The organism is Lachnospira hominis (ex Hitch et al. 2025) (genome assembly GCF_040096395.1).
In the GTDB taxonomy this organism is placed as follows: domain Bacteria; phylum Bacillota; class Clostridia; order Lachnospirales; family Lachnospiraceae; genus Lachnospira; species Lachnospira hominis.
Genome location: NZ_JBBMES010000002.1, coordinates 168,642 through 189,204, shown reverse-complemented (window position 1 = coordinate 189,204; position 20,563 = coordinate 168,642). Strand labels below are relative to the sequence as shown.

General features: G+C 35.1%; 22 protein-coding genes. 2 read left to right on the top strand and 20 right to left on the bottom strand.

Annotated elements, in window-relative coordinates; genetic code table 11:
- Position 1: 1 nt before the first annotated feature.
- Positions 2-391, bottom strand: coding sequence for a GntR family transcriptional regulator (locus WMO38_RS02865; RefSeq protein WP_349161368.1), 390 nt, complete (start codon positions 389-391; stop codon positions 2-4).
- Between the two features lie 266 nt (positions 392-657).
- Complete coding sequence (locus tag WMO38_RS02860; protein ID WP_349161366.1) at positions 658-1,878, bottom strand: deoxyguanosinetriphosphate triphosphohydrolase family protein; 1,221 nt, start codon at positions 1,876-1,878, stop codon at positions 658-660.
- Between the two features lie 223 nt (positions 1,879-2,101).
- Between WMO38_RS02860 and WMO38_RS02855 the strand changes: the two genes are divergently transcribed.
- Positions 2,102-4,120 carry a hypothetical protein gene (locus WMO38_RS02855; RefSeq protein ID WP_349161364.1) on the top strand — a complete coding sequence of 673 codons (2,019 nt, stop codon included), beginning with the start codon at positions 2,102-2,104 and terminating at the stop codon, positions 4,118-4,120.
- A 124-nt stretch (positions 4,121-4,244) separates the two neighbouring features.
- Here the strand turns inward: WMO38_RS02855 and WMO38_RS02850 are convergent, their stop codons facing one another.
- Positions 4,245-4,415: a cyclic-phosphate processing receiver domain-containing protein gene (locus WMO38_RS02850; RefSeq protein WP_349161362.1), complete on the bottom strand. Its 171-nt coding sequence runs from the start codon at positions 4,413-4,415 to the stop codon at positions 4,245-4,247.
- Positions 4,416-4,588: 173 nt separating this feature from the next.
- Complete coding sequence (locus tag WMO38_RS02845; RefSeq protein WP_349161361.1) at positions 4,589-5,905, bottom strand: hemolysin family protein; 1,317 nt, start codon at positions 5,903-5,905, stop codon at positions 4,589-4,591.
- Positions 5,906-6,320: 415 nt separating this feature from the next.
- On the opposite strand from WMO38_RS02845, the gene WMO38_RS02840 reads away from it, so the two are divergent.
- On the top strand, positions 6,321-6,563 hold the full coding sequence (locus tag WMO38_RS02840) for a DUF6061 family protein (protein ID WP_349161359.1): 243 nt from the start codon (positions 6,321-6,323) through the stop codon (positions 6,561-6,563).
- 16 nt (positions 6,564-6,579) lie between these two features.
- Here WMO38_RS02840 and WMO38_RS02835 read toward each other — a convergent pair whose 3' ends face one another.
- The 16 genes from WMO38_RS02835 to WMO38_RS02760 form a co-directional block, all read right to left on the bottom strand.
- A complete protein-coding gene (locus tag WMO38_RS02835) occupies positions 6,580-6,969 on the bottom strand; it encodes a hypothetical protein (RefSeq protein WP_021865933.1) in 390 nt (129 codons plus the stop codon).
- A gap of 95 nt (positions 6,970-7,064) precedes the next feature.
- Positions 7,065-8,105, bottom strand: a complete 1,041-nt coding sequence (locus tag WMO38_RS02830) for a hypothetical protein (protein ID WP_207723003.1) — start codon at positions 8,103-8,105, stop codon at positions 7,065-7,067.
- Positions 8,106-8,176: 71 nt separating this feature from the next.
- The gene (locus WMO38_RS02825; RefSeq protein WP_021865935.1) at positions 8,177-9,373 is read right to left on the bottom strand and encodes a DUF262 domain-containing protein; all 1,197 of its coding nucleotides are present in this window, start codon (positions 9,371-9,373) and stop codon (positions 8,177-8,179) included.
- Positions 9,374-9,614: 241 nt separating this feature from the next.
- The gene (locus tag WMO38_RS02820) at positions 9,615-11,615 is read right to left on the bottom strand and encodes an AlwI family type II restriction endonuclease (protein WP_349161357.1); all 2,001 of its coding nucleotides are present in this window, start codon (positions 11,613-11,615) and stop codon (positions 9,615-9,617) included.
- A 16-nt stretch (positions 11,616-11,631) separates the two neighbouring features.
- Positions 11,632-13,767: a Dam family site-specific DNA-(adenine-N6)-methyltransferase gene (locus WMO38_RS02815; RefSeq protein ID WP_349161356.1), complete on the bottom strand. Its 2,136-nt coding sequence runs from the start codon at positions 13,765-13,767 to the stop codon at positions 11,632-11,634.
- 1,442 nt (positions 13,768-15,209) lie between these two features.
- Positions 15,210-15,437 (bottom strand): hypothetical protein, encoded by a 228-nt coding sequence (locus tag WMO38_RS02810; RefSeq protein WP_349161355.1) that lies wholly within the window; start codon positions 15,435-15,437, stop codon positions 15,210-15,212.
- 283 nt (positions 15,438-15,720) lie between these two features.
- Complete coding sequence (locus WMO38_RS02805; RefSeq protein ID WP_349161354.1) at positions 15,721-16,401, bottom strand: hypothetical protein; 681 nt, start codon at positions 16,399-16,401, stop codon at positions 15,721-15,723.
- Between the two features lie 14 nt (positions 16,402-16,415).
- Positions 16,416-17,096 carry an endolysin-like domain-containing protein gene (locus WMO38_RS02800; RefSeq protein ID WP_349161352.1) on the bottom strand — a complete coding sequence of 227 codons (681 nt, stop codon included), beginning with the start codon at positions 17,094-17,096 and terminating at the stop codon, positions 16,416-16,418.
- Positions 17,093-17,458: a hypothetical protein gene (locus tag WMO38_RS02795; protein WP_349161351.1), complete on the bottom strand. Its 366-nt coding sequence runs from the start codon at positions 17,456-17,458 to the stop codon at positions 17,093-17,095. Before WMO38_RS02795 ends, WMO38_RS02800 begins: the two co-directional genes overlap by 4 nt.
- On the bottom strand, positions 17,442-17,816 hold the full coding sequence (locus WMO38_RS02790) for a hypothetical protein (protein ID WP_101874791.1): 375 nt from the start codon (positions 17,814-17,816) through the stop codon (positions 17,442-17,444). Before WMO38_RS02790 ends, WMO38_RS02795 begins: the two co-directional genes overlap by 17 nt.
- Positions 17,813-18,166, bottom strand: coding sequence for a hypothetical protein (locus WMO38_RS02785; protein WP_226972216.1), 354 nt, complete (start codon positions 18,164-18,166; stop codon positions 17,813-17,815). The genes WMO38_RS02790 and WMO38_RS02785 overlap by 4 nt, the downstream gene beginning before the upstream one ends.
- Positions 18,167-18,217: 51 nt before the next feature.
- Positions 18,218-18,505 (bottom strand): hypothetical protein, encoded by a 288-nt coding sequence (locus tag WMO38_RS02780; RefSeq protein WP_349161350.1) that lies wholly within the window; start codon positions 18,503-18,505, stop codon positions 18,218-18,220.
- 7 nt (positions 18,506-18,512) lie between these two features.
- Positions 18,513-18,758, bottom strand: a complete 246-nt coding sequence (locus tag WMO38_RS02775) for a hypothetical protein (protein ID WP_101874790.1) — start codon at positions 18,756-18,758, stop codon at positions 18,513-18,515.
- A complete protein-coding gene (locus WMO38_RS02770; protein WP_349161349.1) occupies positions 18,755-18,907 on the bottom strand; it encodes an XkdX family protein in 153 nt (50 codons plus the stop codon). Before WMO38_RS02770 ends, WMO38_RS02775 begins: the two co-directional genes overlap by 4 nt.
- A gap of 1 nt (position 18,908) precedes the next feature.
- On the bottom strand, positions 18,909-19,130 hold the full coding sequence (locus WMO38_RS02765; RefSeq protein WP_349161348.1) for a hypothetical protein: 222 nt from the start codon (positions 19,128-19,130) through the stop codon (positions 18,909-18,911).
- Positions 19,131-19,143: 13 nt separating this feature from the next.
- On the bottom strand, positions 19,144-20,529 hold the full coding sequence (locus tag WMO38_RS02760; RefSeq protein ID WP_349161347.1) for an RNA-directed DNA polymerase: 1,386 nt from the start codon (positions 20,527-20,529) through the stop codon (positions 19,144-19,146).
- Positions 20,530-20,563: the final 34 nt, after the last annotated feature.

Here is a 20,563-nt window from a genome sequence, read left to right as displayed (position 1 = left end):
CTCACGCCTGTAGCGGCTGTGGATTCATCGTTGAATAAATACTTTCACACATTTTCATAAATTCACTCTTATCCATTCCGTTAATACTTGCCTCAGCAGATAAAAGCTCCAGCTCCGATTCAAGCTTTTCACGAAATTCCTTATTCATGGTAATGTTGCGTGCAACCATCGCCCCTTGCCGCCTGTCGGTCTGTATATACCCTTCCGCTTTAAGAATCTGGTACGTCTTATTGACCGTCATTGTATTAACTCCCGCATCCGACGCAAGCTGTCTTACCGTCGGCAGCCGCTCTCCCTCTTTCAGTTCTCCGTGTCCGATTCCCATAACTATCTGATTACGAAGCTGTACATATATCGGAACTGTACTGTTCATATCTAACTTTAATATCATAATTTTCGCCTCACATATTTTGTATTGTTTGTATTATATACATTAATACAAACATTTTAAAATGTCCATATATTTTTAAATTTTTAAATAAATATTATACTTTCAATTATATTCAATGTGTTCTTCGCATCGGGTACACCAAATGATGAAAGCGGCAGCATCGGATTTTTTTCTGGCATCTGCTATCCTCACATAGTGTAATATATCGAATTCATCCGGGAGCGGCTGCATATAGTTCCATATGTAATGCCTCCATCAGATATATTTTAATATTTTAACAATTCGTTAAATATCTCCACCGCGTATCTGTCCGTCATTCCTGAAATATAATCAATTATTGCCTGAGCATATATTTCTTTTGTCTCTATATTTCCATAAATCTTTTTATTTTTGTACTTTTCATTATCACCTTGTATATTGGAATATACTTTGATATGTTTGTAAAAATCACCTGCAAGCATAGGATATGCTTTTTTTATGCAATCTATATTATCAAGGCTTTTATAAGGATTACAAACATCATATGTCTTCATCAGTGTATTAAAAATACTTCTTATAACAAGTGCAACATAGTCACGGTAAACTTTGAATTTTTCATTGTTATAAATTGCTGAATAATTAAAATCTTTTATTTCTTTAAGCATTTTATTATATTTATCACTCAGCCTGATTCCCTGTTGAGGCGAGCTGTTCTCACATATGCTTGTTATAAAATTATGTATTATAACTGTTGTATTTATCGTTTCAACACCATACTTTTGTGAAATCTTTGCAAGCTCATCAATCTCTTTTTCACCAATAAAATTAATCCGGACCGCATCTTCTATATCTCTTCCGAGATATGCAATTTTATCGGAAACTTTTACAACGCAGCCCTCCCATGTATACGCCTGGAACTGTCCCGGTTCGCAAAACGTATCCAGATCTATTTTTTCTTTTCTTGGAAAAATACCATTCTCATCAACCTCTCCGCAATGTGAAATTATACCATCACGGACTGCATACGTAAGGTCAAGATTTTTCAGCTCGCTCTTATCGTCTTCAAGCAGTTCAATATTGTCTATTATTCTAAGACTGTTTCTTTCATGCCAGAATCTGTCCATTCCAAAGTCTTTTCGTATTCTCGTTAACTCAACTTCTCCTTCATGTCCAAAAGGTGCATGTCCCAAATCATGTCCCATTGCTATTGCTCTTGTAAGGTCAACATTCAATCCGAGAAACTTTGCAATAGTACAGCTCACTGACTCAACATGCTGTACATGTTCCATTCGTGTGCATATATGGTCATTGTCGATATTAAAAAACACCTGAGTCTTATGCTTTAATCTTCTGTATGCAAGTGAATGTAATATACGTGTATAATCTCTCTCATATTCTGAACGTATGTCACTTTTCCGATGATACAACTGTGTTTCACGCTCTATATGATTCTCCCAGTCAGGATTATTCTCATCAGAAGCATATCTGCTAAATAAGTTTCTTGTCATGCATGTACCTCCGTTTCTAATATTTTCTGTGGTTTAATATATATTTTGTATTATAATACCACTGTTAATAATATTTGTCAAAATTTATATATATATAACGACATTAAATCTTTTAAATTCAAAAAACAGGTAAAAAAACAGTAATAATTTTTCAAAAAACATTTTATAATCAATATAAAATTTTACTTCAATGAAATTACAAATTATCAGTATGGAGGTAATTATGGAAGATTATATTTTACTTGATGAAGATTTTAAGAATTTTGCTATTGGTGAATTCCCATATGACAAAAATCATTCGGCAATGGGCGAATATCATTTTATCCACTATCCCGGATATTATGGAAAATGGTATGACCCCGTGTGTAACCACACTTATAACGGACAGGGTGCATCATGGATTATTACTGAATATAATGGAAAACATTATATGGAACAGATGCGTATCCGCAATGACAAGCCACACCGCACTTTTCCAATGCTTACAAGCGGCGACCGGTTCTGGCGTGATTACACTATAACTGCAGGCGTGCGTATGTTCACAACAAAATGGGGCAATGCAGGTATCGGATTTTGCTGTCAGAATTCAGCAAATCTTCTTGTTCTCGTTTTTGAAGAGCATGAATTAAGACTTGAATACCGCCATAAAGAAGAAGTTACTATTATCGCTTCAGTGCCTTTTGATTACAACTGTGATGACACTTATGTACTCAAAGCCGATATTAAAGGACGCCACGTTATATGTAGTGTTGATGATAAAGTATATTTTGACCTTGATACAGAATATGCCGCACAAGGTGGAAAAGTTGCCATTACTGCAACTATACCCGCACAATTTGGCTTTGTAAATGTTACAACTTCTGAAAGCACTGCTGCCTCTATTGACGCAGCAAGAAATGCCTATAAAGCTGAATGTGAAAAAGCACAGGCTAAATATCCTAAGATGAAGCTTCTTAAAAAAATCGACCTCAAAGGCTGTGGCACAGGCAGACAACTCCGTTTTGGACATCTTCTTGGCAATGGTGAGTACCAGATGGTTATGGCACAGTGCCAGAAACGTGTAAACCGTGATGCTTACGGAACGATAAGCTGTCTCACTGCATTCGACCTTGACGGAAATATATTATGGCAGCATGGCGAACCAACAGATAACCACGACATCGGAACGATATCTGCCGATATGCCTATGCAGATATATGACATTGATGGTGATGGTTTTGATGAAGTTATCACCGCCAAGAATTTTGAAGTCTTAATTCTTGACGGAAGAACCGGTGAAGTTAAAAAACGGGCTAAAACGCCTTTCTCTACGTCTGAAGAAGACGGAACTATTATAGGTGTTCCTGATAAAATATATGCATTTGACAGAATTAATCCTGACGGCATGCGTATATGCAATTTCCGTGGTCTTGAAAAACCCCGCGATATTCTTATTAAGGACCGTTATTGCAGAGTTTATGCCCTAAATGATAACCTTGAGGTTATGTGGCATTTCCAGAGCGATAAAAATACGGGACATTTTCCTTTTGCAATCGATATTAATGGTGATGGACACGATGAGCTTTTAGTCGGTTATAACATGCTTGACTGCCACGGAAATAAAATGTGGACAATGCCTGTCAAAGAAGACCATATTGATGAGATTGTTCCGGGCAGATTTGAGTCCGGTCCGCATAAGGGCACTAAATTTTTTGCCTGCGTTGCCGGAAAAGAAGGTTTCCTGATAAGTGATTTTAATGGAAATCTTCTTAAAAAGGATGGCATCGGTCATGCACAGCGTGTCAGTCTCGCCAATTATCTCCCGGACCGCCCAGGATATGAAATGGTTGTTGTTAATTTCTGGGGACATCAGGGAATTATATATTTCTATGACAGCGAAGGCAATCAGCTGTGGGAAATGGAAAATGAACTTAACGGCAATCTCTTAACTCCTGTCAACTGGACTGGCGACGGTCAGGATTTTATCCTGCTCAATGCCGATATTGAGCGAGGCGGCATGATTGACGGAAACGGTATTCAGGTCGTCAGATTTCCTGATGACGGACATCCTACCCTGTGTGCCGAGGCTGTAAATCTTTACGGTGACGCCCGCGACGAAATTGTCACATGGGATTATGACTCTATGTACATATACACACAGGATGACGCACCTAAGGATGACGTATATGCACCATTTAAGTATCCTGATTATAATGCTTCCAATTACCGTGGTGAGTATTCTTATAAGGAGAAATGGTGGTAAACCGAAAAAATCAGGGCTGACAATCATATTTGACTGCCAGCCCTACTTTTATTGACCAGAAATACAAAACACAGCTGTTATAATGCCTCCTGGAACTTTTCCCATTGTATATACCAAATGCTGATTAATATAAATCAGGCCAATACCGGTCAAGCATTCTATACATATTTTCCCTTCCAACTGGGTTTGCTGTATGGATTTCCACTAGATAAAATGTTTCTCTTTCCGCCAGATAATCAAGAAGCTTTATTGCATCGCCGCCATCATAAGCATAATCATCTAACCAAATTTTCATATGTACCTCGATAAATTAATGATTTTTAATTATACCACAGTTCATAAAAAATAGGCATCGCCTATTTTTTATCACAGTATCATTCTCTCCCTGTTGGATTTGAAAATGTATATGTACCCTTCTGATATATCCACTTGTTTCTAAAATAATTTACAAATGCGATTTCAAAATTTTTATTTTAAAATTTCTATAATTGCATGTTCAACTTGATGCTCTTTTATTTTGTCAATGATTATATGCATATTTTCTATTTCTAATTCTATTTTTGTATCCCCATCCTTTGGTACCATACCAAATTTTTGAAATACAAATCCAGTAAATGTGTCACAATCTTCTGCTGTAAATGTAACACCTATAGCGTCTTCAATATCACTTAATCGTATATTTCCTTTCACTTCCCACTTGTCATCACTTATTCTTATAATAACAGTTTCTTCTTCCAACGATATTGGTTCAATATCGTTTAAATCGCCAACAATTTCTTCTAATAAATCAAAAAGAGTCACTATTCCAACCATTCCACCATACTCATCTAATACAATCGCCATAGATTGCTTCGATTGTTTCATATTTTTAAAAAGCACATCTGCTTTTGTAGTTTCCATAACGAAATATGGTGCAGAAATTGCAGAATCTATAACCATATCCTTACTTTTTTCTTTTAATCTAAAATAGTCTTTTGCATTTAAAATACCAATAACATGATCTATCGAATCTCCACAGACAGGATAAAGGGTATGTCGTGTATTATGAATTGTTTCATCCCACTCCTTCACATCATCAGACATCCATAATATTGTCACATCTGTTCGATGTGTAGCAATCATACCAGCCATAATATCATTAAATTCAAAAACATTTTGAATAAACTCTTTTTCTTGATGATCTATTGTTCCTTTTTCACTTCCCGCATCAACAAGCATACGTATTTCTTCTTCACCTACTTGATCTTCTGCTTCATTTGGATCAATACCACAAATCTTCAAGACAATATTGGTTGATATTGAAAGAAATGAAACGATTGGCTTAAATAAGATAGAGATTCCCGTAACCAATCCTGAAATTCCCATTGCCAGTTCTTCAGATTTTTTCATTGCGATTCTCTTTGGAACTAATTCGCCAAAAACCAACGTGAAATATGATAAAATCAATGTAATCAATATAACAGCTATGGTATCTAAAGTAGAACGTGGAATATTCACACCCATCCCAACAACCCAATCAACTAAAGGTTCTGAGAAATTATCTGCTGCAAAAGCACTTCCTAAAAATCCCGACAATGTGATTGCAACCTGAATTGTCGCAAGAAATCGTGCTGGCTCTTGTGTTAATCGTACTAATCTCTTTGCCCGGCCATTACCTTGTTCTGCCATTCGTTCTAGTTTTGTTTCATTCATTGATAAAACAGCAATCTCTGCACTCGCAAAAATCGCGTTTAATATAATTAAAATAATCTGTACTAATAAAAGAATAAAAATTGATGTACTCACAAATAAAACCTTTCTACAATAAAATTATCTAAATATCACACTTTATAAAAGCAACAAAAGACATGGTCTATGTTCCGAATACATAGTCCATGCCTTGAGATATATAAATAAAAATTCTATTGAATTGGTTCGCATCAGAATCATTATCACTTTCGTCCAAGTTAAACATTCCTCCTTAAATAATATTTTGTAAAGTATAACAAAAAGTCCTCACATAGTCAATCTAAAAGCTGTAAACATTGTGTTAATTTTATGTAAAACATAAAATCCTATCTCTTTGAGAGCATTTGTATATCCTGAAAAGCCCAGAAATAGGGAATTTACGGTTGACATTGCTGCATATGTGTTGTATACGGTTGGCTGCCCACACATTCCCAGAGCTACTCATTACTTTAACAAAGAAAGGACTAATACTATGAAAATACATTTTGCTTACTATAACCAGTACAAGAACGGAATTGATATTGCTTTTGCTGATAATACACTTCTATTCTTATCCTGTGCTGAAGCTGAAAAGAATCTCCATACTACACCTAACTCTCAAAGGCTTATTGATAACCTTGCAATTGATAATCCACTAATGTATGCTGCACTTGCTCTCGATTGCGAGTTGCAGGCATGGGCTGATGTTATGGATACAAACTGGAATCCCTATTAAATTACTCTATAATCATTTATTTTTTGAATGCAGGATTATTGGCAAGTTCCAATAATCCTTGCAATTTTTGTGGTTCCTTAATTATATCCGTCATCACACTAAACATCGCTGCATTACTTTGCTGCTTTTCATTGCTTTCTAAAGCATTTTTATGTTCAATCTGCATTATTTCAATTTTATGTTTATGCTCCTGCTCACATTTTTCAGTTTCAAGCTGATGTTTTTCTTTTAATGATTCAATATCCACTTCATGTTGCTTCATTAACTTTTCTATTTCATGCTTATTACTTTCTTGTAATGTTGCGATTTCTGCTTTGGCTTTTTTATTTGCTGTCAAATAAGAAATAATCCCTGTTATGATAGCTGGTACACATGAGACCAATAATGTATTTAATATTTCTTCCAAATCTTTTTACACCTCCATTTCTTCAACACTCACCTCATAAGTTAGATTTAAACTATATGAAGATTTATTTCATATCGCTAACAAATTACTAAAGTTTATTTTATAGTTGCCTCTATTCTATTCTTCAATCGCAAAGGAATATCTTTTTCATCTTCCCACATAATTGTATTAATCTGTGCAATATCAAAATGTAATTCAACACCCTTTTTGCATAACTGAATTACTGTTTTTCCCAATCCCATTGCATATCCTTCTTCAAAATACGCCCCATTATTTCTATGTGTTAAGTCAACAACAACAAATCTACTCTTATTAATTCTACTTAATAACTCTGGCGTTATAAAACCATTATGTTCAACTTCATCGATAAATATCGCGTGATATCCTGCTTCAAAAATTCCTTCTCGTATTGCTTCTCTTAATTTTAGAGTTTCACTTCCAAATCTCATTGCTACTAATACATCTTTTCCATCATTATCTCTTTGTTGTAATTGATCTATCCTATCATAGCCCTTAGGGGTAATAGAAATCTCTCCATAATAACTATCCGCTCTTGAAACATCACCATTTATACAATTTATTCCCTTGACATATCCTATTTCAAACAAATAAGATGTCATATATAGCGCTTGCTTTACTAATTCTTTATCTTCCACAGTTTCTCTATTGTCTGATTTAAACCTTCTAACAAACATACAACTTAGAAGTGATGGAATATCAAGTTTAATTTCCTGTCCAACAAATTCTGTCAATTCATTTAATTTAATCAAAATCATATCAATTTTTTGAGAAAAACTTTTTGGAAACCACAATGAAATAATTTTCTGATCCATATGGACTGGCATTTCTGCAATATTATTATCATTTCTAAATTCCACTGTATATGTATCACACCATTCTCTTGATTTTGTAGAATAATACCTGTGTTCAACTCTACCCTGCTGATTTCTGAATCCCTCATAAAACAAAAATGGTGCTAATTCATTATAATCTAATTCTTCATATGCATTATTCTCCATTGAGTATTCATACCGTCCACAAACTGGACATTCATAAAAAACTGCGGTAGGATCATAACATACTTGCTTAAATATTCCTCTCTTGCCGCATACCGGACACTGTTCCATAGCATTCATAATTTCTCACCTTTAATAGATTATTAACCTATGCTTTCTTACAAATATTCAAAGTATTTTATTTATTTGAATTATTCATCTGTTTCCTCAACAAGTATAATTCCAGATGATTGTTCTCTATTGTCAAAATTATTAATATAATATGCCAATATTTCCATTCTATTTTTTACTCTTTTGAATGAATGCCCCCCTTTAGATATCAGCGCAAGCAATCTATACTCTTCTATTACAGTATTTGAATAACCAGAAAAAGCTTTCATTACGCTATCTGCTTTTGCTGAACTAAATGCTGACAATTTTTCATTTATGGCATCTAATGCTTTTAATTTGTTTTTACAATCAGTTTTAAAATCAACCAATCTCAGAACTATTAAAAGCAATAAAAATTTCATTGCTCTTGCATTACATGAAATATAATTTACAGGTATAGATTCATCATCAGCTATTTCATTTAATGTCTCAATCAAATAATTTACACTTTTTATCGTATCATCATTTAAGTCCTTACAGCTATCTAGGAATTTCATAACTTCCTTGTCAGTCACGCCAAAACCTATTTGACCATCTATTAATCCTACAATACTATAGAAAACGCGATCAAACTGCTTCCTTTTATTTTGAAACGCTAACTTTGATAATAAAATTTCCTTCTTTTCAATCTGATTCAAATACTTTTCAAGCTCTGTATCTGGTATCGAATTAAGTAATTCTCCTGCCCTAAGTCTTTCTTGATTCTGCAAGTAACGAAAATACTCTGTTATCTCATCATCAGATGCATTTGTTATATTTGTAATAGATATATTATATGCTAAAATATTATCTTGTATTGCCTCAGGAAGTTGCTTAAATGAAATAGATATTTTGCCTTTATTATGCATTCTTTTTTTTAGCCTATTTAATTTTTCATCCGTATCTTCCCCCATATATTCTATAATGTATTCTATAATATCTTTAGATATATCACTTTGAATAACATACTCGTTTTCAATAAATTTATATATTGTAGTCAATCTTTGTTGTCCATCTACAACCTCTTGCATAGCTCCTTTTTCATTTTTTTCAGTACGTACTCTTAAGCTCACATTTCCAATAGGATAGCTTTTAATGATACTATATAATAATTTATCTTTAAAATCCGAACTCCATATATATCCCCTTTGATAATTAGGTTGAAGATCAATACCATCTCTTTTATTTATATTCCTAATTTGATTCAATATGGTCTGGATTGGTCTTGAATCATACGAAAAAGCCATAACAAGTGCCATAAAATACCTCCTAATATTATTCTTATAGTTAAGATAACACTATCCAAAGCTTTTTTCAATAGACTCTATCGTTTTTTTTATTATTCCTTGTTTTTTTTCGTCATACATCAATGACTCTATTTAGTGTCATAAATATAAGATAATAAACAAATATATATTATAAAAGCACTCCAGAAATCAATCCTGAAGTGCAATTAAACCAAATTAACATATAAATAACAATGCCACTTATGAAATTATTCTAAATCTCCTGTCCATTATACATACCAGTTTCTCTCACAATACTATTCTCATACCATTCTTTAGGTGACCCGTCCGTTTTATAAGCTGCATCTAACATTTTGTATATCTGTGGATACTTAACATCAAATCTTAGTAATGTTTTAAGCTCTGTAGTCTGTATAGGGAGAATTTTCATTCCTGTAATATACTTTGTTCCTGCATTGTTATAATACTCCATAAACCTTCTAGCTCGGAAATCTGATATTACATTATTATTTAAAAATGTTGTGATAAATACACAATATGCTTCATCTTCTGGATGTGCCAGACAATAATCTCCCAAATGTCTTGATACTGGCTCCATTTCCATTCTTCGCTGATTCTTTTTATCCGCAAGTGTAGCTTCTATTAACAATGTATGCTTAGGATATTCATATGTCATTTCATACTTCCATACTATATCAGCTTCTCCGCCTCCAGCATGAGTCTTCGGTAATAAATCTGCTTCTAATGATAAATTCATATATTCAAGAACATCACCTTTTCGTTCGCTGATTATATACCATGCTATACCAAGTACATATTCAAATATTGTAGGAATATCCGCATTGTCTGTAACTATGCTTCTTATTTCATCGTCATTTCTGCTTTCAAAATCATCAAGCAGTCTAATAATAGTATTTTTATCAAACTTGTCATCTATAAGCTTATTAAATCTTGTGTAACGCTCATCTTTTATAACCATCTGAGCCATCTCTTTATTAGCTACGCTAGTACCTAGAGCACTTCCCAATTTTTGATATAAAATATTTATATCTATATCAAAGAATGAACCTACATCTTTAAGCATTGAATTTTGGGGTAATAACTCTGTCTGTTCAAAAGCTATATTTAACAGATTTCTCGCTATAATCTCAACATAACATTGTGGAAGTACATCTAATTTCACTTTATTATCCTCAAACAAAACGACATCTGTTATTTTGAAATATCTCCTGTTCAAATCAAAGTAATCTGATAATGTTGCTCTAGCCTTAAAAATATGCACCACCTTAAAAAATTCTTCATTAAACTGTTCTTCTGTTGTTACCTGTAATATTGGAACAGTATTAAGTACAGATAGCCCCTCTCTTGAAATTACACTTCGTGCACTACTGTTGAAGAAATATTTTCTCCAAGCTCCTCCAACCTTACTATTGGTTAATTTCTTTGTAGCTTCATAAAATTCTAATGCAAGATTATCTTTTGAAAATACAATCTTTTTCAATAAGGAATATAAGGTATAATACGGCTTGTCATATTTTGCACTTTTTCTATTGATTCCAATGTTACATATCAATTCTTCTGATATAGGCTCTGTTTTCAACAAATTCAACGCCTGTTTATAATTATCTTTTTCCATCAAAACGGATAAGATAATATCATCAAAATTCTTCTCTCCAGTCCCTCGATAGCTCTTTATACTCTTAACTATATTTTTTGTAGTATGCTCATCAACACATAATGGTAATAGGTATGTAAACTCATCATTTGTAAGATAACCTAACTCATTTACAGCATACAAAAATACAACAAATGGTCTTACGATTTTTCCTTCTACAACATTTGCTGTTTTTAACATCTGTTTGAAATATAAAAAGCTGTCTTTCGGAATTTCCAAAAAATTATCTGCTGAAAAATTAGCTGAATCAGCGATTCTTAACAATTCTAATCCCGCTTCTGTTATATTACGCTCATCATCTAGAAGTCCTATATCTCTTAATCCTGACGTTTTTTCTCTTGCATCTTTATCTGGAAGAGCAGCCTCTCCTTTTACAAAGTTGTTTTCTTTCAAAAAATTGTAATATTCGGCTTGAAACTTTTTATTATTTTCCCACTTCTTGTTTTTATTTTCTTCTATCTCTCTGAACTGCCTCAGTAAATGCAATTGCTTTTCTATACTCAGATTAAAATTGTCAGTACGATAACTTGTTGTACCAATAGCCCAACAATAACTTTTAAACCCTATCTTTTTTGCCATAGAATATCTCCTCTAATCAATAGTTTACTACTAACACTTCCTTAGTTATTCCATCCTTTCTTGTATGATAATTTGAATTAGTATAATTATAATTCAATGGAATAACTTTAAATTTCTTATTTTGATTAATCCATTCCGAAAGTATTACATTTTTCTTACCTTTACTTTCCAATACATTAGATAAGGCAAATCTAATCCCTTTTTTATCAAGCACATCAAGATAATTCAGCAAATCTTTTTCATCATTTTCCGTCCATCCAGCTTGTTCATTATAAGTTGCACATGTTATCAAATAAGGTGGATCAGCATAGAAAAAACTTTTATCTGTATATCCTTCCATACTTACATTCCTAAAGTCATCTGTTGTGAACCTATAATCTCCACTCTTAACTCTATCAATAAATGCTTCCAGCTTTCCCTGCATCTTAGAGTTAAAATCCCTTTTGCCAACAGGTAAATTAAATTCTCCTTTCCTGTTGAATCGTAATTGATTATTAAATGAATATACAATTAATAAATATAGCATTAAATAATACTCATTATCTTTGCTGGCTTTTTTATTAAAATCATTTCTAAGTTTATTGTAACCGGCTTTATTATATTCACCTAATCCCTTTGAGCTTTCACAATTATAAAAATCATATCCATTCTTACTTACTAATGATAATCCGTATTTATCTATACTTTTATATATCCAATCAAATATCTCTTCTTTTGTTAATCGTCTAAATGTATCTAATAACCCCATAAGATATTCATTACTATCATTAAACAAAACTTTGTTACAATCTACATTTATTCCAACATTACAACCACCACAAAACAAATCTACAACCTGATCTACATCTTTCGGAAACAGTGGAAGAATTTGCGAAAGCAATTTATACTTTCCACCTGTATAATTCAATGCGGATGGAATAACTTCTTTTCTTTCATTATTACATATGCACAAAAATAATCTTTCCTGATTTGACTGTATATCAGACTTTCCAGTAGAAAATGCTTTGTAATCTTCCGAGAAAACTTTTACTTTTCCCTTTTTACTTAAAATTCTCATAATGTCATCATCACTTATTTTGGCATTAGATCTGTCATTTCCTTTATTTGCCATATTATTATATGAAAGTAAAATATACTTTGCATGAATTGAATCAATAAGATTTTCAAATGCTACTGTTGCCTTTTGGGTACAATAATCGCTTTTTAAAGCTGTTCTGTCCATTTTTCTAGCAACACCAAATACCTCTGGCTTTTCCCATCTAGCTACATTTTCTAATAAATGATACGCATCACAATACTGTCTTGAATTATATGGTGGATCAATATAGATTAAATCCGCTTCTATCTCTGGTGCCAATTCGTTTGTATCCATATTATAACAAACATTGTTCTCATTAACATCAGGTTCTGGTTGTGGAACATACATTTCCAAATGTTTTTCATATTCCACTCCCTGCCTGTAGGCATCATAATGTCCACATGTATTAGCAATCTTATCCATTGCATATAACAATGATGTTATTAGTAAAGCTCTCTCCCTTGCGTTAATAACTCCTGAATTAAATTTATCCTCTATATCCTGCCTAATAAATCCTATTTTTCTGCAATCATCTAAAGAAAAATAAGTATCAGAAAAATTATCACTCATATAATTATCTTCAACAACTTTCAAATTGTTATATTGTGTAATAATTTTTATAATTTTCTCTTCTGAATAATGTTCACTACTAAACCAGGCAACATGACATATGTAATTACTATACATAATATCGTTGGTAATAATCTTCTTATCAATAAAAGCAGAAGCAACAGCACCTGTTCCTGCAAAAATATCTGCTACTGTATTTATATTTTTACATTCATTTTCAACCACTCTTGTAATAAATGGAAGTAACTTATATTTATTCCCCAAATATCTACGATTGTTTATTTTAGTTGTTTTATATTCTTTTGGCGTCTCTTTAGAATCAACAGAACTACCTACTTTGTTTTTCTTTATATATTCACTAAGTTTTTGGTATGCTTCTTCATTCCATATAACTCTGCCATTATCATTTATCTCAACTTCAACTACGCCATTATCTTTAAGATAATATAAATATGATCTAGAAATGTCTAATTTTTTTGCTAATTGTGTTGCTGAATAACTCATAATTTCATCTCCATTTTATGCAACAAATTTTATCCCTTATTGGACACTTTTATAATTAATTATATCATTTTTTCTCTATTTTTCAATATATATATTAGGGAATAGCCTAAAAAATGGATGCTAACTTTACATTTAATCCATGTAAAATTAGCATCCATTTATACTTCAAATAAACACCAAATGCTTGGCATTGGTAAAAAGAAGCCCCTGCAAACCAGTGTTTACAAGGGTTGCGAGTGTTCTGATTATTATCTCTTTGAAAATATTTTGATAACTTAAAAAAACCATAAATAAGGAATTTGTATATGATATTATTGCATATGTGTTATATGTGGGGGACTGCACACACGTTTCCGGCACTACTCTTCACTTTAATTTAAAAAAAGACTTCTATGAAATCATTTTACTTGCAATAACCAATACAAAAAGGCAATTGTTATTGCAAAGACATATTTATTTTTATTAATTAAATATATATCCACAATCATTACATATTATCTTACTATCTGTCACTAATTTTTCTTCTCTTATAATTTTTTCTTTTTATTCACTAATGTAAATGATTTTAACAGATTAAGATTTGCTGTATAACTTGTTTTTTGTTTTCCCCGGTATGATTTTCCGTTCTTGACAATGTGAGCAATACACACTACTACAACGTGGGCAATACACTTCCTTCTTTCCACCAAACAATGAATATTTATATATACCACTAAATTTTTCTTTTACTGCTTTTGACTTTCTTTTCCTTGCCTTGACTGCTGTTTCGTATAATATAACTCTTTTGTTGAAAAACTTCCATCCAAATAAATAACTAAAATTTTCTTTGCTGTTCTTAAAATGCCTCCCTTTTCTCGTCGTAGCGTATTAATAATCTTTATTCTCTACCCATTTTATGATACATATATTCTATCAAGTAATATTTTATCCTCTGTTCCCAATTCTATTTTTTTATTTTCCTCTTTTACTTTTCCTTCTGCACCCTTCTCTAAATATTCTTTTATTGGAAAATCTCAACCTATACACACATTTGCTTTGTCTGAAATTTTTCTTCCACACTCCGGGCATTTTATTAAAGCCATAGCGTTATCCTTCTTTTTATTTTGTTTGATATAACATTCTTTATCTTTTTAAAATTATATTGTTTATCGATTCAAATTAAAAATACTCTTTGCTATGTTAGCACAATAAATAAAGTCTAAAAAAAATATACACCAAACACTTAACAAGACTATCGACAAATACCTATATAATTTGGCTTAACCTGTTTTGAACTTGGATATACGCTCAGTAAATCGCAAAAAATAATCGCCTTATTCTGATAAACTAAGGCGATTGTTTTTGTCTATTCATATACTAGGCTAACCATTCATTGATAGTATTTTTATATTTATACTAATATTAATATAAAAATAAAACAATTTTTAGTTATTTTCATTATTTTATTTAATTCCTATTGAATTTAGAAAATTACATAATTCAATAACATTATTTAAAAATTGATTTGCTTCAATATTAATTTGAGATTTTATAACAAATAATTCAAATGTTTCTCTACTGATTTGATTTTTAAAATCTGCTGTCGCATTAAAAAAACATTCAATAAAATCCTTAGCTGCATTGATAGCAGTCTCCTTGTTTTTTATCTGGTTTTGTAAATCATTATTCATCTTTTTGCATCTCCTTTAATATAATTTAATAAAATTATATTATCATTTTATTTATGCAAAATTTGTCGAAATAAAGACTATAAAAAATTCACACAAAAAAACACCTCGAAACCGAAATTCCGAGGTGTAATATACTTTTCTGAAACGCCATAAGACGCTTTGGATTGTAAAGATTATCTCTTTGATAACTCCAAACGCCTATTTTACGGCATTTTTTGACCGTTTGTCAGTTACCCGTCTTTTACGCATATTCTCTCAAGCGTTTTCCCGTTGCTTTATTATATCACAACTGCTCGAACTGTACATGCTCGGATTCTCCGGAGAGGTAAAGGTCACCGATTGTTCTGACCATCTTCTTTCCGTCGACAACATGAATCTCTTTCACATAATATGACTGTCCTCTGATAGCACGACCGCAGATGTTGTCATTGCCCCATTCTGCCGAACGTCTGATATTGAGTGAACCGTCACAAATGACTGTCACCCTCATTTTGCCCTGCGGAATGATGACCTTGTCCTCCTGCTGTTCCTCTGTCGCCTTGTCCGGCTCTGTATTCGCCCCATTTTCGCTGTTTTCCTGTTCGGTCGGTGGATTTGTCGCCTTATCCTCATTTGAGGCGTTCTCGTCGTCCTCTGCGTTCTTCTGCGATGTTTCCTGCTCATTGTCTCTGGTTGCAAGTTCGCTCACATCGTCATTGACCGTTGTCATTTCCTTGAGTGTCTCTGCGTCTACTGTTCCGGTCTTGTTTCCGTCCGCATCGTATGTGTTGACACTGCCGTCCGGATTTGTCTGCAACGCTCCCTCCGGAACATCATCCGTGAGCGAACCGATGACCTTTCCGGTTTCATCCCAAACAACGAGGCTCTCGTCCTTTGCTGCTGCCCTTAATGCTGCATCAAGTTTCTTGTACTCTTTGCAGTCCTCTTTCTTGAACTCTGTTCCTTTGCCTAAATAGTATAACATGTTTATTCCTCCTGCTATCTCAAAATTCTATTGACTTCGTTCTGAACTGCCTTTGCATCATATCCCGCTGCTGCGAGGCGGTTTGTTCTGTCGCTACCGTTTCCCCACTTTCCGTTGATGACCTCTTTCGCTACTTCATTGATGCTTTTGCTCGGTGCTGATGTTCCGGACGCTTTTGAACCTGTTGTCAGATTTGTCGCAACGTGAGCGTTGTCGTTGAGGAGAATGTCTCCCGCAAATAAATATGCATCCGATGTCAGATATTTGCTTTCTGTCAGCACCTCGAATCCTGCTGCCTTGAGTGCTGCCCGCAGGTTTCCAGTATAACAAGCCGTACTCACCTTTTTCAGTGCGTCAATTCCCAGTCTGTAACCTGCTCCCTTTACGATTGCAGCGACACCGGATGAACAGTCTGCCTCACATGCGACTGTAATCTGTGCAGGGTCGTAGTTGGAATCTGCAAGGTTCGTCCAAAATGTACCCCTCTGTGACTGGTCATATCCTATGAGGTTGTTGTTTGCTGCTGCCTTTGCCATGCTTGCAATCATCGCTCTCACATCCGCATTCGGATGACGGAGAACACATTTCCACGGTCTGTTATACCAATTTATTACCCGCCATTCTGTACCTGTCTGGTCTCCTGCTTTTCCTCCGGAATATCTTCCGTTTTCATCATGTCCGCAATTTGAAATCATTTGTTTTCCTCCTTGTCAAAATCGTCTGCTTTGAATCCGCACAATTCCGGATTCTTTTCTTGTATCTTGTCATATATCATCAATCCCGCCACGATTAGAGGTGTACACCACCACATCACCGCAGCAGGAATTGAAATGATGAATCCGGTCAACCTTGTTATGTGTTTCCCGAATTTTGCCTCGTCCGTGTCAGAATAGCAATCCCCGTATTCTCTCATTTCTTCCCGAATTTCTCTGTCTAAATCAAAAGAAATTTTCCAAAAATACAGATTTACCGCCACCCATACGATGGCAGCGACGATTGCATATATCAGCACGATTGTGTGTGCGTTTCCGGTTGCGAAATCACATATCCTTTTCAACCGTTTCACCTGCCTCACCGCTCACAAGCGTCTGCATCGCTTTGTTGCTCTCAAGCATCTTTTTCATTCTCTCAAGTGCCTCGTCGACCATCATCGAAAAAGCCTCGAACGAAATCACTCTCGCAAGCCATGTGAACCGTGCGACGAACATATCATATACATATCGCAGTTTGATTTGACCTGTACCGCCTCCCAGTTCCTTTTCTGCTTTTGTGACTGCATAGAGCAGCCATTCTCTAACTTTGTTCAACTGCTTGTCTGACGGCATTTTCACGAAAACATATACTGCATATCCTCCCGCTGCACATACTGCAATCAGACCCACAATCACAAACCAATTCTCGACGATGTATTTCATCCTTGTACCTCCTCGTCATCCTGTTCCGGTTCGTCATTGTGTTGTATTTCTCCGTTTGACTTTGTTCCCTTGACCGTTTTCACGGACTTAATGAGTGCCATCGCCCCGCCCTCGACTGATAGAAAACGGAATACATTCTCAATCAGTGTCGACGGTTCTGAACCCATCCGCAAAAACACAAATATCATCACGACTGTAAAGATAAATGCTGCAAGAATCAAAGTGAATACAACACGTTTCATGAACAGACCGGACACCTTTTTGTCATGTCTCTCTTTTCGCTCCCTTATCCGGTACATTCTTTTCAGATGCCGGATTCTGATGCGTCGTTCCTGTTCTGTCATTCTCATGTATTGCCTCTTTTCTGTGAGGTTGATTCTTGCCTGTTTCCTGCCCTCCTGTTATCGGTCGGAATGCTGTTCTCCGTCCAGTCTCTTGTGATAACTCTTGAGTGACTGTTCCACAATGACAACACGCTCTCTCAACTGTTTCATCTCCTCACGGTTCTCTCTTGATTCCCGTTTGATGTCCTTGATGTCGTCTGCGATGTTCTCAAGTTTCACAACCACCATTGTGTCATTTTCTGCTCGTCTCTCCGTTTCTTCCTGTGTGTCTTTTTTGTCGTTCCTCTGCTTTGAGCAGATTCCGAAAAAGATTGCGAATGCAACCGACACTCCGGAGATTAGCAAGGAAACCTCAATCGTCAACGGCGTTCTCCTTTCCGAACTCTGTCGCCTCGATGTCGTCGGTGTCGCAGTATTTCCGCATGTGATATTCGAGAACATCCATCTCCCTGTCTGTCTCCTCTACCTCTTGCCGGAGTTCCGCTCTGACCGCCTCCTCGATTTTCGACTGTTCAATGATTGTTTGCTGTTTTTTCACGATTGCCGATAGATTTTCCGTCACATCGCACAATCGTGATATTATTTCAAGCGGACTCATTCTGTATCACCGCCGGAGAATTTTTCTCCTGTGATATATTCATATTCATCCGCTGAAATACTACCCTTTGCGACACGCTCTGCAATCTGTTCCTTTGTGAGAGTGCCTTTTTTGTACATTCTTTTGAGACTTTCAACAAGCATTTTCATACTAAATCAACCCCTCCTCAATCAACTGCTGTGTGTATTCGTCTATGACTGCATCTTTCTGAAACTGTGTCACTGATTCGACGATTCCGGATGTGTTCTCCTCAACGACTGACTTCATGAGTGCCATGTTCTCATATTCCTCAACTGTCATTTCTTTCTCGTCGTACTGCCATTCGGTCACTGTCTGTATCTTTCCGTCGCTGCCATCAACCTCTCTTGTCACCTGTTCGATGTTCTTACGCAGGTAAACCGTTGACGGCGACGATGTCCTGTCGACCTCCTCCGGCTTGTCCGGCTGTGTTCCTGTCACCTTTTTCCAGTCTGTCATGTTCATTCTCCTTTCTGCTATGCTTTGAAACTATCCTCTTGAGTTTCTTGACGTTGATTTTAGGTTTGATGTAATCAATGTAATAGTTGTATGTGTCCGTGTGTTTGAACAATCCCATATATGACAACATCACCGATGCGTTATACCATGAGATTTTATCCTGCTTTGAGATGTGGTTTGCCTTACGCCTTGCACTCTCAATGTTTGACTTCCGGATGGTCGTCCGGTCGTGGTGGAACTGAAATCCCATAAAATCAAGCATACGACCCTTTGTGACCTGTTTTCCGTTCTTATCAAGCACCGGATTCCCGTCTCTATCAAATACCGGATATTCAAATCTAAATACCTGCCAGTCACCTTTTATCTCAAGGTCGAGTTCCTCATTCAGATATGTTTCTATTGCTCTATGCATCTTGTGCAGTTTCTTTTTGCTCTTTCCCAGTATCACCATGTCGTCCATATATCGCATGTAATGTTCTGCATGGAGTTCCTCTTTGATGTAGTGGTCGAGTGCTTTCAAGTAAAAATTGCCGAACCATTGTGATGTGAAATATCCCAACGGAACGCCTTTTCGCATCTCCTCAATGATTTCTTTCAGTTCCTCGAACATCTCCTCTGTGATGCCGATTTCCCTCAATATCTCCAACGCTCCGGAGATGTCGTCAAATGCTATGCATCCGACAAGCGTTTTCGTCTGTTCTGCATCAATCTCAACACCTGCATCCGTCAAAATCTTTGCAACGAGTGCTATTTTGTCATGTTCAATCAGTATGCAGAGTAATCTATAAAACCGTTTATCCCGAATTACTGCTTTGAGTTTTCTCTTGAGGATTCTCCGGTTTATGGATTCAAAGAAATGGTGTACATCCATCTTGAGAACAAAGAACTTTTTCCCGTCGTATGAATCAAGCCATTTCCGCATGTACTTTTTCCCGTAATGAACGCCCCTGTCCGGTATGCTCCCGCAGGAAAATTCATACAATCCATTCATCACAATCGGTTTGAACTGACCTATTGCACAATGATGAATAACCTGCTCATATTTGTAATGCGGTTTCAATATACGGCGTGTTTTCTTGCTGCTGCTCTCGTTGATGATGCTCGGTTTGTGATAGTCCGGAATGAACAACTCCTCTGTCAACATCTTTTTCAAGAGTTCTGTGTGTTCATCGAGATTCTCTAATACCTCCCGCACATCATTCCTGTTCTTTTTCTTTTTGGATGCATTTATAAAACGCTGTTTTATGTAGTCGTCTTGCAACATTGGTTCATATAGGTTGTTGTAACTTCTCATATAGTATTTTCTTATCTCCTATCGGTTTTTGTGC

Bases quoted from the DNA above. Each gene is read 5' to 3' on its own strand.
- WMO38_RS02865 (WP_349161368.1), bottom strand. From the start codon at position 391: ATGATATTAAAGTTAGATATGAACAGTACAGTTCCGATATATGTACAG.
- WMO38_RS02860 (WP_349161366.1), bottom strand. From the start codon at position 1,878: ATGACAAGAAACTTATTTAGCAGATATGCTTCTGATGAGAATAATCCT.
- WMO38_RS02855 (WP_349161364.1), top strand. From the start codon at position 2,102: ATGGAAGATTATATTTTACTTGATGAAGATTTTAAGAATTTTGCTATT.
- WMO38_RS02850 (WP_349161362.1), bottom strand. From the start codon at position 4,415: ATGAAAATTTGGTTAGATGATTATGCTTATGATGGCGGCGATGCAATA.
- WMO38_RS02840 (WP_349161359.1), top strand. From the start codon at position 6,321: ATGAAAATACATTTTGCTTACTATAACCAGTACAAGAACGGAATTGAT.
- WMO38_RS02830 (WP_207723003.1), bottom strand. From the start codon at position 8,105: ATGAATGCTATGGAACAGTGTCCGGTATGCGGCAAGAGAGGAATATTT.
- WMO38_RS02825 (WP_021865935.1), bottom strand. From the start codon at position 9,373: ATGGCACTTGTTATGGCTTTTTCGTATGATTCAAGACCAATCCAGACC.
- WMO38_RS02820 (WP_349161357.1), bottom strand. From the start codon at position 11,615: ATGGCAAAAAAGATAGGGTTTAAAAGTTATTGTTGGGCTATTGGTACA.
- WMO38_RS02815 (WP_349161356.1), bottom strand. From the start codon at position 13,767: ATGAGTTATTCAGCAACACAATTAGCAAAAAAATTAGACATTTCTAGA.
- WMO38_RS02810 (WP_349161355.1), bottom strand. From the start codon at position 15,437: ATGAATAATGATTTACAAAACCAGATAAAAAACAAGGAGACTGCTATC.
- WMO38_RS02805 (WP_349161354.1), bottom strand. From the start codon at position 16,401: ATGTTATACTATTTAGGCAAAGGAACAGAGTTCAAGAAAGAGGACTGC.
- WMO38_RS02800 (WP_349161352.1), bottom strand. From the start codon at position 17,096: ATGATTTCAAATTGCGGACATGATGAAAACGGAAGATATTCCGGAGGA.
- WMO38_RS02790 (WP_101874791.1), bottom strand. From the start codon at position 17,816: ATGAAATACATCGTCGAGAATTGGTTTGTGATTGTGGGTCTGATTGCA.
- WMO38_RS02785 (WP_226972216.1), bottom strand. From the start codon at position 18,166: ATGAGAATGACAGAACAGGAACGACGCATCAGAATCCGGCATCTGAAA.
- WMO38_RS02775 (WP_101874790.1), bottom strand. From the start codon at position 18,758: ATGAGTCCGCTTGAAATAATATCACGATTGTGCGATGTGACGGAAAAT.
- WMO38_RS02770 (WP_349161349.1), bottom strand. From the start codon at position 18,907: ATGAAAATGCTTGTTGAAAGTCTCAAAAGAATGTACAAAAAAGGCACT.
- WMO38_RS02760 (WP_349161347.1), bottom strand. From the start codon at position 20,529: ATGAGAAGTTACAACAACCTATATGAACCAATGTTGCAAGACGACTAC.